We start from the raw sequence: 13,510 nt of genomic DNA on the forward strand, positions 1-13,510 counted from the left end.
TCTTAAATTATTTATTCAGCAATTTTTTCATTAAGCGACTCAATAAACCGCCTGATTTTTGTTTCTCATGTGCAGCAGAAGCACGAGCAGCCTGAACTTGTTCTGGTTTAGGTGCTGCTGTAGCAGTATTTACTGTGGCGCGTGTTGCAGATTGATTTGTAGCATTCTCGCTAACTTGCTGTGTTACAGCTAAATAATCAGTGAGATATGTTGCAGCAATATAGTTCAAAATATCTGACATATCCAAAGGCATCAGTTTATACAACATATTTAAACTAACTGAAGTCTTGGTTAAGAAGGCAGATAAACGCATGGATTCAGGTAAAGGTGCTAAACGAGTTAAGTTTGGCCAACTCTTTAATCTAAATACGGTATTTGGATTTAATGGATGAACCAAACGACCATTTGCTGTCCATAATGCCATTTGCCACATAGTTGAAGTGATAGATGCATTTGCACGTTCCAAAATATTGTTACCTTCTGGAATTTGTTTCAACTTAATATCTGGATGTTCTTGGCGACATAATGCTTTAAGTTGCTCTGAATCTACCGCAACCCAAACGCGTTGCGCGGTTGGGAAAACGGCTAGGACAGGTTTATCGCCTACTAAAATAGCTGTATCACGCTGGTGCGCGATAGAGTCACGGAATGCGCCTAAAATGCCAACACGAGGGTCAAAACGTGGAATGACAATTTCACCAGCACGTTGTTGATGGTGTGTATCTTGTACAGGTGCATCTTGTTGTGCAGGAGTTGACGAATTATTACGCTGTGCTGCATTGCCATGAGCTACCCAAACACCGTTGCCTTGCAATAAATTGCGTAAACTCAAGAAGAGTGTATCAAATTTAATAGGTTTAGCTAGGTAAGGTGCTGTCACAGAAGGTGGTGATTTAGAAAAATACACTACTGTGCTACCTGAATAATCATGTTTTGCTTTTTGCCATGCAGCTAGACCTGAAGGACTATCGCCATCAACGATGACTAATTCAGGTTTCTCACCAGAACCTGCGCTAATCACTTGATAGTTGGTGGTGTTGTGCATTTTAAAAGCCATTTGGAACATGGCTTGCTGTTGCTCGTCCATAGCAACGAACAACAACTTCACCGTTTTTACGCGTGGTAAGTCTTGATTCATCATAGTTAATGTCCGAATGAGCCGTTATTTAATCGTTGCAGTAATTGGCTCATCGCCAATACTACTTCCTCTGGTAATGTTTGAACTTGACCGCGCAATTCTTGCAACAAATCTTCTAATCTGCCCCATTCTTCTGCGCGTTCGTATAAATCAAACAATGTAATGTAAAGTTGTGATTCTTGTGGGTAATCTACAATAGCTTTTTCCAGTAATTCCATTGAGTTATCTAGCTGACCATACATCAACAAGGATTCCGCGTCTTTTAAGATGCGTTCTGCTGGTGTTTTTGGTTCTGCGTTCACATCTGATTTTTCAGTTACTAATGCTTGGTAGCGTGCTTTTTTCAGGCTGCCACCGTCTAACCAACCTTGTTGAATACCCAAATCACGCAACATAGCTTCGTTAGGATTGGCTTCTAGACGCTCAAAAATAGGATGTTGTTGTCCCATTGTATAGCCCCAGCCTAGCATGCGCTCTTTGACTTGACGACCATATTGTCCCAAGTTGTAATACAAATTCCACAGATGACCTGCAAATCCGTTTACATTTTTAGCTCGGTAGTCCAATGTTAGTGCATCAATCAGCAAGGATGCTGGTTTATCAGACTCGCGAATGGCTTTATTTAAATATTTAATTGCTGCATCATAGCTTAAAGAGTCTTTTAGCAACTTAACACTTTGTTCAGGCTGCATAAATGCTAAAACAGCACCTTTTTCATCATTGCTGATATTAGAAAATGCACCTGTACCTGTAACCAATGTTTTGCGAGCCAAGGCTTTGATGGCTTGTTCAGCTGTTTCTTGTTTTTCGGCAGCTGCAGCAGCACTAATACGAGGTTTACGAGGTGTTTCTGATGCTGGAGGAGCAGATTTTTCTCCCAGCAGTTCTGCTGTTTGTTTAACTGTCCAACCCAATTTATTTTCAGCTAAGACACGCAAGCCCAAGTGGTTTTCATCCAATGCTAAACCTTGTTTAATATATTCTTCCAATTCTTCTTTGGAAAGAAGTGCTTGATGTTGGTTCATTGCATCAGTAGCAGCGTCTACATTTTTTGCTTGCAACCACAGACCAACCAATTCATTTGCCAGTTGTGGGTCTTTATTTTGAGTTTTTTCTAGATAAGCTGCTAAAGATTCTGCAGCTTTATCATAATAACCGAATTGTTTGTATACATTGAATTCAGTTAAAACGTCGACGTCTTGAACGGAAACTTTGGTATCGTCTACAACATTGGCTGCTGCTCCTGAACCCCATTCATTCCAGCTTTCATCTTCTTGTTCGGTTTCAGCTTCTGCGCTATCTGCATTTTCAGTAGTATCAGATTCTGCATTTTTGCGAGATTTAGTATGGGCTTTTTTGCCTTTGCCTTTTTTGCCTTTACCGCCACTAGCTTGGTTTTTTTGTTTACTTTTGATGAGAAATGCCACCAAAAGTCCAATTACCCCAACTGATAGAAGCATTGGTATTAGCGGATCATCTTCAAACATGGGTTTGCTCCTTACTTCTTAAATTGAAACATGTGTGTCTTACCATTTATCAATCCTCAAAATACATTGGCTGGTACGAGACTGAATGTAGCACATCACGAAGTGTATAATACACGCAATAAACCGAATAAACACGATTGATGTGGAAATAAGTCAGTCGTTTTAACAATTCTAGAATTTTAGCATTATTTTTGCGTTTGAAGTAATTTTCTTAATGCGACAATAGGTTTTATGTTGTACTTAACGATTTTGGAGAAACATCTATGACACAAGCAGAACGATTACGCAGTTGGCAGCCTGAAGCTAGTGCGGAGCAATTAGAGGCTTTTGCACAGGAAAATCATATGTTATTGGGTTTGCTGGACGATTGTTGGCGTAAGTTTCAAGAGACGCATGCGGATTTGTTTCAGGCTGCCTTACCTGTTGCAGAAAGTCATTATGCAGAAGGATTTTCGGTAGATGATTTGGAACATTTTCCTGTGAGTGATGAAGAATTGGCGGCATTTTTGAATGCGTTTGACCGAGAACGGGAGCGTACGGATTTGCCTTTTGGTGAGACGGTGGAAATTAATGAGCAGGACTGGGAGATTGAAACTTAAAATTTTATTATTTTGTGAATATTGTTTTCAATCTTTCAGGCTGCCTTATATTATAAAAATAATTGGGGCTAACGTAGATTAGCTTTAAATAATTTACTAGGCAGCCTGAAATATATGGTGGATTCAATTTAAATCAGGACAAGGCGACAGTGACCGCCGTGTACACATAGTACATAAGGGAGCTGGCAACGCTGTACTGGTTTAAATTGAATTCACCATCTTTGTTTACAGCTTTTGCATCGTTATAAAGGTTTTGAAGATTTTTTCACTGTTTAAATTGGCAATAACAGTAACAAATCGTTTGTTTCATCATGATTTTCAAATTTCTGCCAGTTTATATTTGATTGATTTTTTTGTGGTATTAGCATTGAGTGTGATTGCGTCGTTTTGAAAACATAAGCATCATCGTTGTCTTACTTCTATGTGAAATGCAGCCTGAAAATTATAGTGAATTCAATTTAAACCAGTACAGCGTTACCAGCTCCCTTATGTACTATGTGTACACGGCGGTCGCTGTTGCCTTGTCCTGATTTAAATTGAATCCACTATATTTTCAGGCTGCATTTTTGAATAATGTGATAAGTAAAAAAACCGTTGCTTGTATACAACAAACAACGGTTTTATGTGTTTAATTAGCGTTTTTTACCAGTAACGGTTGCTACAGCCAAATTGCTGCCACGTTTCAAAGCAATGCTTTGTACATCGGCAGGGTAGGTAACATCAGTTAAATGCAAGATGTCGCCAGCAACGACTTTTTCGCAATCCAATTCCAATGCTGCAGGGATATTTTTTGGATTAACCAAGCAATCAACTACGGTTGACAACAAAGATACACGACCAGATTGCAATTTTACTGCGTGTGATTTTTCAGCATTTACAATGTGAACAGGCAATTTAATGCGAACAGGTTGATTCAAATCAATGGCTTGGAAGTCAATGTGTTGTACTTGACGTTTTACAGGGTGCATTTGGTAATCACGCACAATGACATCTTGTTCTTTACCATCAATGCTCAATTTCAATACTTGCGTAAAGAAATTTTCTTTTTGCAAAGCGTAGAACATTTCTTTGTGGTCTACGGTAATCGCTTTGGTTTCACCCAAGCCATATACAACGGCTGGAACTTTGCTATCGTGACGCAGGCGGCGGCTCGCACCAGTACCTTGCTCTGAACGAATAGTTGCTTGAATAACTGTCATGGTAATTCCTTAAAATAAAATAAAAACACGTCGCTTCCGAGCTGCGACCAACTCTGCGACAAGATTACAAACAGCCTGAAAATCGTGTTTTCAGGCTGCCTGAATTTTTAAAACCGTGTATTTTACAACAAAAATAATGAATTGGGTTGAATTAAATCTTCATTAAACAAATAAGATACAGATTCTTCGTTGGAAATACGGCGTACAGTTTCTGCTAGCAAGCCTGCAATGGAGACTTGGCGAATGCGTGGACTGGCTTTAGCGGCTTCTGATAATGGAATAGTATCGGTAATCACAACTTGGTCAATATCAGATGTATTTAATCGTTCTACTGCGCCACCAGAAAATACAGCATGAGTGGCATAAGCTAACACGCGTTCTGCACCACGTTCTTTTAATGCTGATGCGGCTTTGCACAAGGTATTTGCCGTATCAATCATATCATCAACCAGTAAACAGGTTTTGCCACTGACATCGCCAATAATGTTCATAACTTCGGCAACATTGGCTTTGGGACGGCGTTTATCAATAATCGCTAAATCTGTGCCAAGCATTTTAGCGACTGCGCGAGCACGAACAACGCCACCAATATCTGGGCTTACCACCATTAAATTATCAATGCGTTGTTGCATGATGTCATGGGTTAGAATGGGTGTAGCGTAAATATTGTCCACAGGAATATCAAAGAAACCTTGAATCTGGTCGGCATGTAAATCTACAGTTAGCACGCGGTCAATTCCAGCGGCTTCTAACATATTGGCAACCAATTTGGCGGAAATGGGTACGCGTGCAGAGCGAGGACGTCGGTCTTGTCGTGCGTAACCAAAATAGGGGATTGCTGCGGTAATGCGTCCAGCAGAAGCACGTTTGAATGCGTCTGCCATTGTGAGAATTTCCATCAAATTATCATTGGTTGGTGCGCAGGTGGATTGCAAAATAAACACATCACGACCGCGCACGTTTTCCAATAATTCAATAGCAATTTCGCCATCTGAAAACTTTTTAACTGATGCGTTGCCAAGTGCTGTGTCCAAATGTTTGGCGACGCGAGAGGCCATTTCTGGATTGGCGTTGCCAGTGAACACCATTAAGCTATCAAAAGCCATTTCTTTTTCACCTAGTTGATTTTGTTTGTTTTTAGGATTGGGAAACATGAGTCGCCCTTTCGCGCAATATGGGAAAGCTCCACCTTTTGAGCGGACATAATTATACGCGATTGCGGATATAGATTAAAGAGAAAGTGTTGTTTTACGTTAAATTTTGTTATTTCAGGCTGCCAATGCAACAAATTAGGCAGCCTGAAATAACAAAACGCGCTTATAAAATATAAGCGCGTTGAATTTGGCTGGGGAGGAAGGATTCGAACCTTCGCATGCTGGAATCAAAATCCAGTGTCTTAACCGCTTGACGACTCCCCAAAATAAGTTTTGGCTGGGGATGTAGGATTCGAACCTACGCATGTCGGAATCAAAATCCGATGCCTTAACCAACTTGGCGAATCCCCAACTTTTATTTTGCATACACAAAATAATGAAACACGAATTATGCGGATTTTTGTTTTTTGTGTCAAGATGGTTTTGTGTTTTGTTATTTAATATTTTGATAAAAAAGAAAATAAAGGGTGAGTAGCAACATTTCTAACGCACCATTTTTGCAAATGATTGGGGAGTTTTGCATAAATAATTTGGGCTTGCTCGGCAGTTTCGCAGGGCAAAAATAGGCACGCGCCTGACCCTGTCATGCGAGGTTTGCCATATTGTGCTAATTCGGTAAAGGCAGCCTGAACTTTTGGATAATCTTGTAAAACAACGGCTTGCATATCATTGCGTAAGGGTTGCAGATTGTGCCAAGTGGGATTAGGTTGACTGGGGCTGTTGCGTGGTAAATCGGGATGGGCGAAGATTTTGGGTGTGGCAATGTGTTCGTCTGGGCGTACCAGTACATAATATTGTTGCGGAATTTCGATGGGTTGTAGTTGTTCGCCGATGCCGCGTGCAAATGCGTTTTGCCCAAAAATGAAAAAGGGAACATCTGCGCCAAGTGTTGCACCAATGTTGATGAGTTGTTGTGTGGTCAGTTGGCATTGCCATAAATGGTTCAATACCAATAATACGGTTGCGGCATTTGAGCTGCCGCCGCCCAAACCGCCACCCATGGGGATTTTTTTGTCTAGCCAAATGTCTGCGCCATTTTTCAGGCTGCCTGAATGTTGTTGCAATAATTGAGCGGCGCGGACGGTTAAATCGTGTTCAGGTGGTACGCCGTGCGTGGGTGTGTGCAAAATGATTTGCTTGTCATGACGTGGAGCGATGGCGAGTGTGTCGTGCAAATCAATCAGGGTGAAGATGCTTTCTAGGGCATGGTAGCCGTTGGGCAGTTTGCCGATGATGCGTAAATCTAGATTGAGTTTGGCGGGACTGGGATAGTGGGGGAGGTGGGTAGGGAGCATGGTGTGTTAATTGATTAAGAAAAATTGGGATTTTAGCAAGATGGTATGAGGAATGCGATATAGGCAGCCTGAAAATATGGTTTTAGGCTGCCTATTATTATCGTCTTGCTGCACAAACATCTTGTTTTTCAGGCTGCCCAGCGATGCGATTCATTTCGTTAAATACCATACGCAACGTTAATTTTTCATTTTCCAGCAACAAGATACGCGGCGAGCCATCTTCATTGAGTTCGCGTGAAATTGTCCAACCCGATTGCTGCAATTTACCGTGTTCCGTGAAACGATAGGGTTCATCGCGCACCCATTCGCCATTTGCCCACACGCTCAAATGTTTCAGCGGTAAATGATAGCCCAACAGTTGTTCGCTCAATTCTTCGGGCGTGGCAGCGGTGTAGAGTTTGCCATTGCTGTCTTGCGCCAACACGCCTTGTGCATCTTGGCATAATTGTCCTACCGTGTTGCCCAATGGTGTATTAACGTCAATGGTTTCCACGCCATTTTTGCGTGTCCAATCAAAATGGGCATAACTGCCTTTTTCGTTGATTTTCACACCTAATCTGCCCGATGCTTCAAAGGTTTGCCAATCTTGTTGCGCTTGCCATTGCGATGCGGTTTGTGGATGAGTGGTGGTACAGGCGGCTAATATCAATAGGCAGCCTGAAAGAATGATTTGGTTTATTTTCATGTATTTATATCCTGTGGAATATTTTTTATTTAAAAGTCGGATACAAGCCGACCGATGTGTTTTCAGGCTGCCTTTTAAGACGCATCAGTATCAACAGGGATAAGTAAGACACCCACTATACGATTTTTCAGGTACATCATCGGTTTTGTAAATTCTAATAAGAACAACACCAGGTTTGAACGTAACTGCTTCCAAAAATAGCCCATTTTTAGATAAACGTCCATAAAAATTGTCAGGATAAACTTCATATTCTTGACGGGCAATTTTTTCGCGCATTTGCTTTTGCACCATATCATACATTTTTAAAGCTTCTTTATAAGGTACCTGAAATGCATGGGCAATCACACTCACAGCCAAATGCTTATCATCTTCTGTTGCACTGTGTACCGCAATGCCATAGGATTCAGTTAAAGCAAGTAGTTTTTCCAACTCTTCTTGTGTACGAAGTATAGGAATAATTTCTGCTGCTTGTTGTTCATTAGGAAAAATAAATCTAAAACTCGTTTCAAATTGTGGATACTTATGATAAATAAGTAATTGGTTCTGTGAATAGTCAAATAATTGGTGCCGTGAATATTCAAAAGAATCATATTGATAGACACCACGTATAGAAAAACCTTGTTGTTTCCAATCATCTAAAAACGTTTGCACAGGGAAATTAAACGTCTGCCTACGGACATTATAAAAAGGTTGGTCAGAAGTCCGAGTAAGTCGAATAATTGTTTCAGCATGAATCCAACTTCCCCAACTGATACACAATAAAAATAACCAAAATTTTTTCATATTCAACTCCCTAATATGCAGCCTGAAAATAAAATACCATATTAAAAAATATTTTTCAGGCTGCCTATTTTGAATCAATCACACCAAAGGCAGCCTGAAAAACCGTTGTTATTTTTTCACCGCCAAACTCACAGTAAAAATCCCATCTTCATCAATCCATTGCTGGATTTTTTCAAAGCCCGCACGTTCTACTAATTGGTCCATTTCCTGCTGACTGCGGCGGCGCATTACCCAATCGGGGCTGCCTGCTTTGTGGCTGGTTAAACTACGCGCAATCATTTCCAATTGTGGGTGCCATGGCTGACCTGTGTAAATCAAATAACCGCCGCTTTCAATCGCATCGCCAAAACCGTATAAAGATTGCAGAATCAAATCGTTATCGGGAAATAATTCATGCAAACCTGATACGATGCCCAATGTGGGGCGCGGCGATAAATTTTGATAATTCGCGCGGTCGTAAGCATTGACTTCATCAAATGTGGCAATGTCTTGTAAACCGCGTTCGGCAATGAGTGCGCGACCTGCGGCAACATTAATCGGACTGTAATCGCGCAAACGCACAGAATCGGGCAACGCATCGGCGGTCAGCGCGTCCAAAACATAGCGTCCGTGTCCTGATGCAATGTCCAAAATATGCAATGGTTTGTCGGCGGCGCGTAAATGGGCAAAGGCAGCCTGAATCGCGTGTCCAATATTGATTTTGCGCTGACGAATGCCGCGCCAACCAACGGCGTTGAGATAATATTTGTCCACCATTTTGCCAAATTCGTTTGTGCCTTGTGGCTGATTGCGGTACACATAATCCAAAGTGCTGCCTGAATCAAAACCTGTGTCGCGCCCGATGCGTAAGCCTTCGCTCCAATTTGCGCCTAATTGGGTCAGCCAGCGGCGTGCTGCCCAATATGCGCCACATGGATGGCAAATGGAAAGTGGCGTGGCAAGTTCATCGGCTTCGCGGCGACTGTCGCTGTACAAATGGGATTGCGTTAAATCGGGGTGCACGAGTGGTGTGGCGAAACGTTCGCGGATAAAACGGCGCATATGCACAAAGGCTTGTTCGCGGTTTTCTTCGCCCAATGTGTCGTGATAGAAACCTTGTAAAACATGGCGTTCTTTAATATGGCTGCCCAATTTGTTGTAAAACGCGTGTTGCGGTGCGTGATGCACGACCCAATCGCTGCCTGAAATCAATAATTGCACAGGCGTGATAATGGCTTGTGCATCGGCAACCACACGTTCGGCGGTGTCGTATAAACCCAGCAAAATACGCACGGAAATGGCTCGCGCAATCAGTGGGTCGTTGTTGTAGCTGTCTTGGCGTGCTTTGTTGTGGGTCAGATAATGTGCTTTGACGTAGCTATTGACAAAGAAATTGCCGCGTATTTTGTAGGCAAGGCGCAGGGCGGTGCGAGCAAATGGCGCATACAATTTCACTTTAAATGCGGGCGAAGCGAGTACGGCACAGCGAATTTTTGGCGCGTAATCGTGTAACCATGCGGATACCAATACCGCGCCCACGCTTTGAGCAATCACGGCGATGTTTTCCGCTGCAATATGGTATTCCTGTTGAATGTGTTGGATAAAAGTTTGCACATCGTTGATAGAGGTGCCAATGCTGGGACTGTCGCCGCGTTCCCCTGGGCTGCGACCGTGTCCACGCGCGTCCCATGCGAAATACGCAAAATCGTCCAATCCTAATTCATCGGCGACAAACATCATGCGCTCGGAATGTTCGTGTCCGCGATGAAACAGCACAATCGCCTTGTCGGTGCTGCCGTCTTTGGCGGGACGATAGCGATAAAATAGAGATGTGCCATCGGCGGTGGTAAAGGTTTTTTCTTGTTCTTGCATGATGCAGCTCCTTGTTGATGAGGCAGCCTGAAAAAATATTTGGTTTTTTTTCAGGCTGCCTTATTTAAGATGAAATGGCAGTTTACTGTGTTTTTTTTGTGTTTGACAAGATTTAGGAGCAAAATATAGTAATCTGCAACCAACGCTTTATTTAATAAAATCAATTATAAGAACCTGTATTCACAATCTTAATAACTTGCTTTTATCGCCACTTTATGCGCCTACTGCGTTAACTGTTCATGCCAATATGTTCAATATTGGCATGAAAAGTCGCCTTGTATCCGCAAAAATTGGCAATACAATCAAGCAATCAATCTTATGAATACAGGTTCTTAATTTGTACACGGTGGTTGCTGTAGCTTTATCTCACTTTTGATTACATATACTTTGGTTTCATAGGAACTTTATTCTAAAAGCTTTATTTTAAAATTGGAAAATAGTTATAATGTAAATCGTACTTTTGAAAATGGTACAAAACTATTTGAGAAACATTGGTTCGTTACCTTATCTTTATGATTAGTTAAGGGTGTCAGCGACATTATTAGGAATTCTTATCATGAAAAAACAAATTTTTTTATTGAGTTCAGTTTTGTTATTGAGTGCTTGTGTCAGCACGGTGCAATCTGCATTACAAGACACATCTCAAAATGTACAACGTGCAGATGAATACGTTACAAACAATCCTCATGTTGTAGAAGCAGCGGGTAAAGCTATCCAACAAACAGGAAGCCTTATCGGGGAAGGTATGAAAGTTACAGGTGAATTTTTCCAAGGTGTATTCCAACAGAAAGGTGAATGACCTTATTTACTACTGATAATTTTTAATAACTAATTAATTATTAATAATAAAAATAAAATACCATATTGAAAATATTATTATTCAAATGGTATTTTATTTTTCAGGCTGCCCTATTTTATCTCCACTTTACCGCGTTTCTTGTTTACGAATTAAATATATCGCCCAAAATGCAAATGCAGCAGTCGGCAATACAGCAGATAAAAACGCTGGTACACCATACAGTTGTGTCGTGAACCCAAATAATCTTCCTGTAAAGAAAAACAACAAACCCAAACAAATACCGCCAAACAATTTCAAACCCATATTGCTGTGTCGCCCTGAATTAGGCGTGAATGCAAGTGCCACCAAAGACATGACCATTGTCGCAATCGGGTAAATCAGTTTATTCCACCATGCCACATCATAGGCTTGTGTTTGCTGCTGATTATTTTTTAGATAACGGATATATTGTGTCAGCGCAGTAAACGACATTTGTTCAGGCTTAACTAACAGCACATTAAGCAAATTCGTACCAATGTTACTTGCCCACTCGCGTTGTGGCATTTGCGCGACCGTTACATTATCCGCATGAAGCGTACTACTATGCGCATTGTGTAGCAACCATTTCCCATTTTGGACGATGGCTTTTTCAGCAGATATGGCTTCGGTCAGTTCAAAATTTGAATCATATTGCCAAATTTTCACACCCACCAATGTATTATCAGGCAGCATAGAAGCCACATTTACCATGCTTTCAGGCTGCTTTATCCATACACCATCGCGTGCCGCAGCAATTTGTCCCGATTTAGCGGTGGCTTTGATTTCATCAGCGCGACGGCTAAATTGAGGCGCAAGAAATTCGCCCAACAAAATCGTCAGTACGGCAAAAATCGCGCTAAATTTTAAAATAATCACGATGATGTCGCGTGTACTTAATCCACTGGTTTTGATGACGGCAAGTTCGCTATTAGATGAAAGTTGGCTTAACGCCAGCAAGCCACCAATCAATGTGGCAAGCGGCATCAATTGGTAAGCGCGCGCAGGCATTTGCATCACAATATATTGAAATGCTGTCATGCCCGTGTATGTGCCTTCACCAATATTGCCAATTTCGGACAACAAATCAATAAAGCTATACAACGCGAGTATGGATAACAGCGCGTAACCCGACATGACAGCAAGGCGTTTGATGAGATAGCGTGTGAGAAGTTTCATATTTTTCAGGCTGCCCCTGTGTTAGAAAAACTATTTTCAGGCTGCATTCTATCAATAGGCAGCCTGAAAATAGCGTATAAAATAGGTGTATTTATGGTCGTTTAAAATAGAAATTCAAACAAGACAACAGCGACCGCCTTGTCCTGATTTAAATTGAATCCACTATATTTTAAATGACTAAAATTTATCCCAATTTTCGGGACGTTGGTCGGCACTCAAAACAATCAAGCGCGTCCAAATAATGTCTATCAAAATCACGATGCCAGCCAATCCTGCTGCCCAATCTGCCCAAATATCCAAACGATAGGCAACAGCAGCAATAACGGCTGCAATGATGCTGGCGCGTTTGCTGTGGCGCGTCATGTGCCAAATATAACGTTGTCGGTCGGCATCATCGCTGTTGTCCCACCAATCTTTAAAATGTTCCCACATGATTTTTTCCTATTTTTCAGGCTGCATGGGTGTCTATATAGCAAAAAGGCAGTCTGAAATTATTTTGCCGCAGCAACCACCGATGCGCTAGATGCCACCACCGCAGACGCACTCTCTGGCGCAGAAGCCATTTCCGCTTTCAACAATTCGCCCAAAGCCTGCAAGGCTTCTTCTTCCGCCACGCTGCTGTCAATTTCAGGTGCAGCAGGTTCGCTGGCTAATACTGCTTGCGCTTCGGGGCTACTGGCTTCAGCAGCGACAAAAAACGCCGCTGTTTGTTCAGCAATTTGCATATCGGCTTCATACGCACGGATTAATTTGTCGCGAATAGCGATGACTGGCGCTTGTGCCAACGGAAAATCTTTCAAACGCTGAATATGTGCTTGCACAAACTTAATTTCATCGCGTACCAATTTCGCCGCTTGTTCGCCTGTGGTATTTTCTTCAAATTGGTCTTGCAATTTTTCGGCACGTTGATTGTTTTCCTGTTCAAATTGCGCCAATAAATTTGCCAAACCTTGCGCTTCTTCGCCTAATGTAGCAGGTTTAGTTGGTGTGGGTTTAGGAGCTGATGCCGTTATTTCAGATGCTGCTTTTTCGGGTAGCATATTTTCTTCGCTACACGCGGCACACAATACAATCGTTAAACCCAATAATATTTTCTTCATTTTTTGTTTATCTTTCATAAAAGGCAGCCTGAAACAGTTTTTTCAGGCTGCATTCAAACATTATTCTTAATTAGGCAGCTTTACAGTACACGACAAAAAATGATTTCCGTAGGTCGGGCATTTATGCCCGACATTGATGAATCACGGCGTATTGTGTCGGGCATGAATGCCCGACCTACAACTTCTACAACTTCAAAAATTGTCGTGCACAATAAGGCAGCCTGAA

General features: G+C 41.8%; 14 protein-coding genes and 2 tRNA genes. 3 read left to right on the top strand and 13 right to left on the bottom strand.

Going from position 1 to position 13,510, the window contains the following annotated elements:
- Nucleotides 1-7: 7 nt before the first annotated feature.
- Nucleotides 8-1,138, bottom strand: coding sequence for a DNA-binding transcriptional response regulator (locus tag MIS45_RS02380; RefSeq protein WP_430472095.1), 1,131 nt, complete (start codon nucleotides 1,136-1,138; stop codon nucleotides 8-10).
- 5 nt (nucleotides 1,139-1,143) lie between these two features.
- Nucleotides 1,144-2,625: a hypothetical protein gene (locus MIS45_RS02385; RefSeq protein WP_249447167.1), complete on the bottom strand. Its 1,482-nt coding sequence runs from the start codon at nucleotides 2,623-2,625 to the stop codon at nucleotides 1,144-1,146.
- A 263-nt stretch (nucleotides 2,626-2,888) separates the two neighbouring features.
- Here MIS45_RS02385 and MIS45_RS02390 point away from each other — a divergent pair, with 263 nt between their 5' ends.
- Nucleotides 2,889-3,224: a phenylacetate--CoA ligase gene (locus MIS45_RS02390; protein ID WP_249450880.1), complete on the top strand. Its 336-nt coding sequence runs from the start codon at nucleotides 2,889-2,891 to the stop codon at nucleotides 3,222-3,224.
- Nucleotides 3,225-3,856: 632 nt separating this feature from the next.
- Here the strand turns inward: MIS45_RS02390 and MIS45_RS02395 are convergent.
- The 8 genes from MIS45_RS02395 to MIS45_RS02430 form a co-directional block, all read right to left on the bottom strand.
- Nucleotides 3,857-4,423 carry a 50S ribosomal protein L25/general stress protein Ctc gene (locus MIS45_RS02395; RefSeq protein ID WP_249443062.1) on the bottom strand — a complete coding sequence of 189 codons (567 nt, stop codon included), beginning with the start codon at nucleotides 4,421-4,423 and terminating at the stop codon, nucleotides 3,857-3,859.
- Nucleotides 4,424-4,545: 122 nt separating this feature from the next.
- Nucleotides 4,546-5,529: a ribose-phosphate pyrophosphokinase gene (locus MIS45_RS02400; RefSeq protein WP_249443761.1), complete on the bottom strand. Its 984-nt coding sequence runs from the start codon at nucleotides 5,527-5,529 to the stop codon at nucleotides 4,546-4,548.
- 236 nt (nucleotides 5,530-5,765) lie between these two features.
- Nucleotides 5,766-5,841, bottom strand: a tRNA-Gln gene (locus MIS45_RS02405).
- A gap of 10 nt (nucleotides 5,842-5,851) precedes the next feature.
- Nucleotides 5,852-5,928 (bottom strand) — tRNA-Gln (locus MIS45_RS02410).
- Nucleotides 5,929-6,014: 86 nt separating this feature from the next.
- Nucleotides 6,015-6,872: a 4-(cytidine 5'-diphospho)-2-C-methyl-D-erythritol kinase gene (gene ispE, locus MIS45_RS02415; RefSeq protein ID WP_249450881.1), complete on the bottom strand. Its 858-nt coding sequence runs from the start codon at nucleotides 6,870-6,872 to the stop codon at nucleotides 6,015-6,017.
- Nucleotides 6,873-6,969: 97 nt separating this feature from the next.
- Complete coding sequence (lolB, locus tag MIS45_RS02420) at nucleotides 6,970-7,557, bottom strand: lipoprotein insertase outer membrane protein LolB (protein WP_249450882.1); 588 nt, start codon at nucleotides 7,555-7,557, stop codon at nucleotides 6,970-6,972.
- A 90-nt stretch (nucleotides 7,558-7,647) separates the two neighbouring features.
- Nucleotides 7,648-8,340: a hypothetical protein gene (locus MIS45_RS02425; protein WP_249450883.1), complete on the bottom strand. Its 693-nt coding sequence runs from the start codon at nucleotides 8,338-8,340 to the stop codon at nucleotides 7,648-7,650.
- Between the two features lie 108 nt (nucleotides 8,341-8,448).
- Nucleotides 8,449-10,191, bottom strand: coding sequence for a bifunctional alpha/beta hydrolase/class I SAM-dependent methyltransferase (locus MIS45_RS02430; protein WP_249450884.1), 1,743 nt, complete (start codon nucleotides 10,189-10,191; stop codon nucleotides 8,449-8,451).
- A 556-nt stretch (nucleotides 10,192-10,747) separates the two neighbouring features.
- Here MIS45_RS02430 and MIS45_RS02435 point away from each other — a divergent pair.
- A complete protein-coding gene (locus MIS45_RS02435; protein WP_249443067.1) occupies nucleotides 10,748-10,990 on the top strand; it encodes a hypothetical protein in 243 nt (80 codons plus the stop codon).
- Between the two features lie 126 nt (nucleotides 10,991-11,116).
- Here MIS45_RS02435 and lptG read toward each other — a convergent pair whose 3' ends face one another.
- The 3 genes from lptG to MIS45_RS02450 all read right to left on the bottom strand — a co-directional run bounded on the left by lptG (nucleotide 11,117) and on the right by MIS45_RS02450 (nucleotide 13,302).
- Nucleotides 11,117-12,184, bottom strand: coding sequence for an LPS export ABC transporter permease LptG (gene lptG / locus MIS45_RS02440; RefSeq protein ID WP_249447173.1), 1,068 nt, complete (start codon nucleotides 12,182-12,184; stop codon nucleotides 11,117-11,119).
- Nucleotides 12,185-12,361: 177 nt separating this feature from the next.
- Nucleotides 12,362-12,616, bottom strand: a complete 255-nt coding sequence (locus MIS45_RS02445) for a hypothetical protein (RefSeq protein WP_249443069.1) — start codon at nucleotides 12,614-12,616, stop codon at nucleotides 12,362-12,364.
- A gap of 59 nt (nucleotides 12,617-12,675) precedes the next feature.
- Nucleotides 12,676-13,302, bottom strand: a complete 627-nt coding sequence (locus MIS45_RS02450) for a hypothetical protein (RefSeq protein ID WP_249450885.1) — start codon at nucleotides 13,300-13,302, stop codon at nucleotides 12,676-12,678.
- Nucleotides 13,303-13,383: 81 nt separating this feature from the next.
- Between MIS45_RS02450 and MIS45_RS11315 the strand changes: the two genes are divergently transcribed.
- The gene (locus MIS45_RS11315) at nucleotides 13,384-13,509 is read left to right on the top strand and encodes a hypothetical protein (RefSeq protein ID WP_283397433.1); all 126 of its coding nucleotides are present in this window, start codon (nucleotides 13,384-13,386) and stop codon (nucleotides 13,507-13,509) included.
- The last annotated feature ends 1 nt before the right edge of the window (nucleotide 13,510 follow it).

The sequence above is a fragment of the Wielerella bovis genome, from assembly GCF_022354465.1.
GTDB lineage: Bacteria > Pseudomonadota > Gammaproteobacteria > Burkholderiales > Neisseriaceae > Wielerella > Wielerella bovis.

What these genes read in the sequence shown, in the direction of transcription:
- MIS45_RS02380 (WP_430472095.1), bottom strand. Translation starts at nt 1,138, where the DNA reads ATGAATCAAGACTTACCACGCGTAAAAACGGTGAAGTTGTTGTTCGTT.
- MIS45_RS02385 (WP_249447167.1), bottom strand. Translation starts at nt 2,625, where the DNA reads ATGTTTGAAGATGATCCGCTAATACCAATGCTTCTATCAGTTGGGGTA.
- MIS45_RS02390 (WP_249450880.1), top strand. Translation starts at nt 2,889, where the DNA reads ATGACACAAGCAGAACGATTACGCAGTTGGCAGCCTGAAGCTAGTGCG.
- MIS45_RS02395 (WP_249443062.1), bottom strand. Translation starts at nt 4,423, where the DNA reads ATGACAGTTATTCAAGCAACTATTCGTTCAGAGCAAGGTACTGGTGCG.
- MIS45_RS02400 (WP_249443761.1), bottom strand. Translation starts at nt 5,529, where the DNA reads ATGGCTTTTGATAGCTTAATGGTGTTCACTGGCAACGCCAATCCAGAA.
- ispE (WP_249450881.1), bottom strand. Translation starts at nt 6,872, where the DNA reads ATGCTCCCTACCCACCTCCCCCACTATCCCAGTCCCGCCAAACTCAAT.
- lolB (WP_249450882.1), bottom strand. Translation starts at nt 7,557, where the DNA reads ATGAAAATAAACCAAATCATTCTTTCAGGCTGCCTATTGATATTAGCC.
- MIS45_RS02425 (WP_249450883.1), bottom strand. Translation starts at nt 8,340, where the DNA reads ATGAAAAAATTTTGGTTATTTTTATTGTGTATCAGTTGGGGAAGTTGG.
- MIS45_RS02430 (WP_249450884.1), bottom strand. Translation starts at nt 10,191, where the DNA reads ATGCAAGAACAAGAAAAAACCTTTACCACCGCCGATGGCACATCTCTA.
- MIS45_RS02435 (WP_249443067.1), top strand. Translation starts at nt 10,748, where the DNA reads ATGAAAAAACAAATTTTTTTATTGAGTTCAGTTTTGTTATTGAGTGCT.
- lptG (WP_249447173.1), bottom strand. Translation starts at nt 12,184, where the DNA reads ATGAAACTTCTCACACGCTATCTCATCAAACGCCTTGCTGTCATGTCG.
- MIS45_RS02445 (WP_249443069.1), bottom strand. Translation starts at nt 12,616, where the DNA reads ATGTGGGAACATTTTAAAGATTGGTGGGACAACAGCGATGATGCCGAC.
- MIS45_RS02450 (WP_249450885.1), bottom strand. Translation starts at nt 13,302, where the DNA reads ATGAAAGATAAACAAAAAATGAAGAAAATATTATTGGGTTTAACGATT.
- MIS45_RS11315 (WP_283397433.1), top strand. Translation starts at nt 13,384, where the DNA reads ATGATTTCCGTAGGTCGGGCATTTATGCCCGACATTGATGAATCACGG.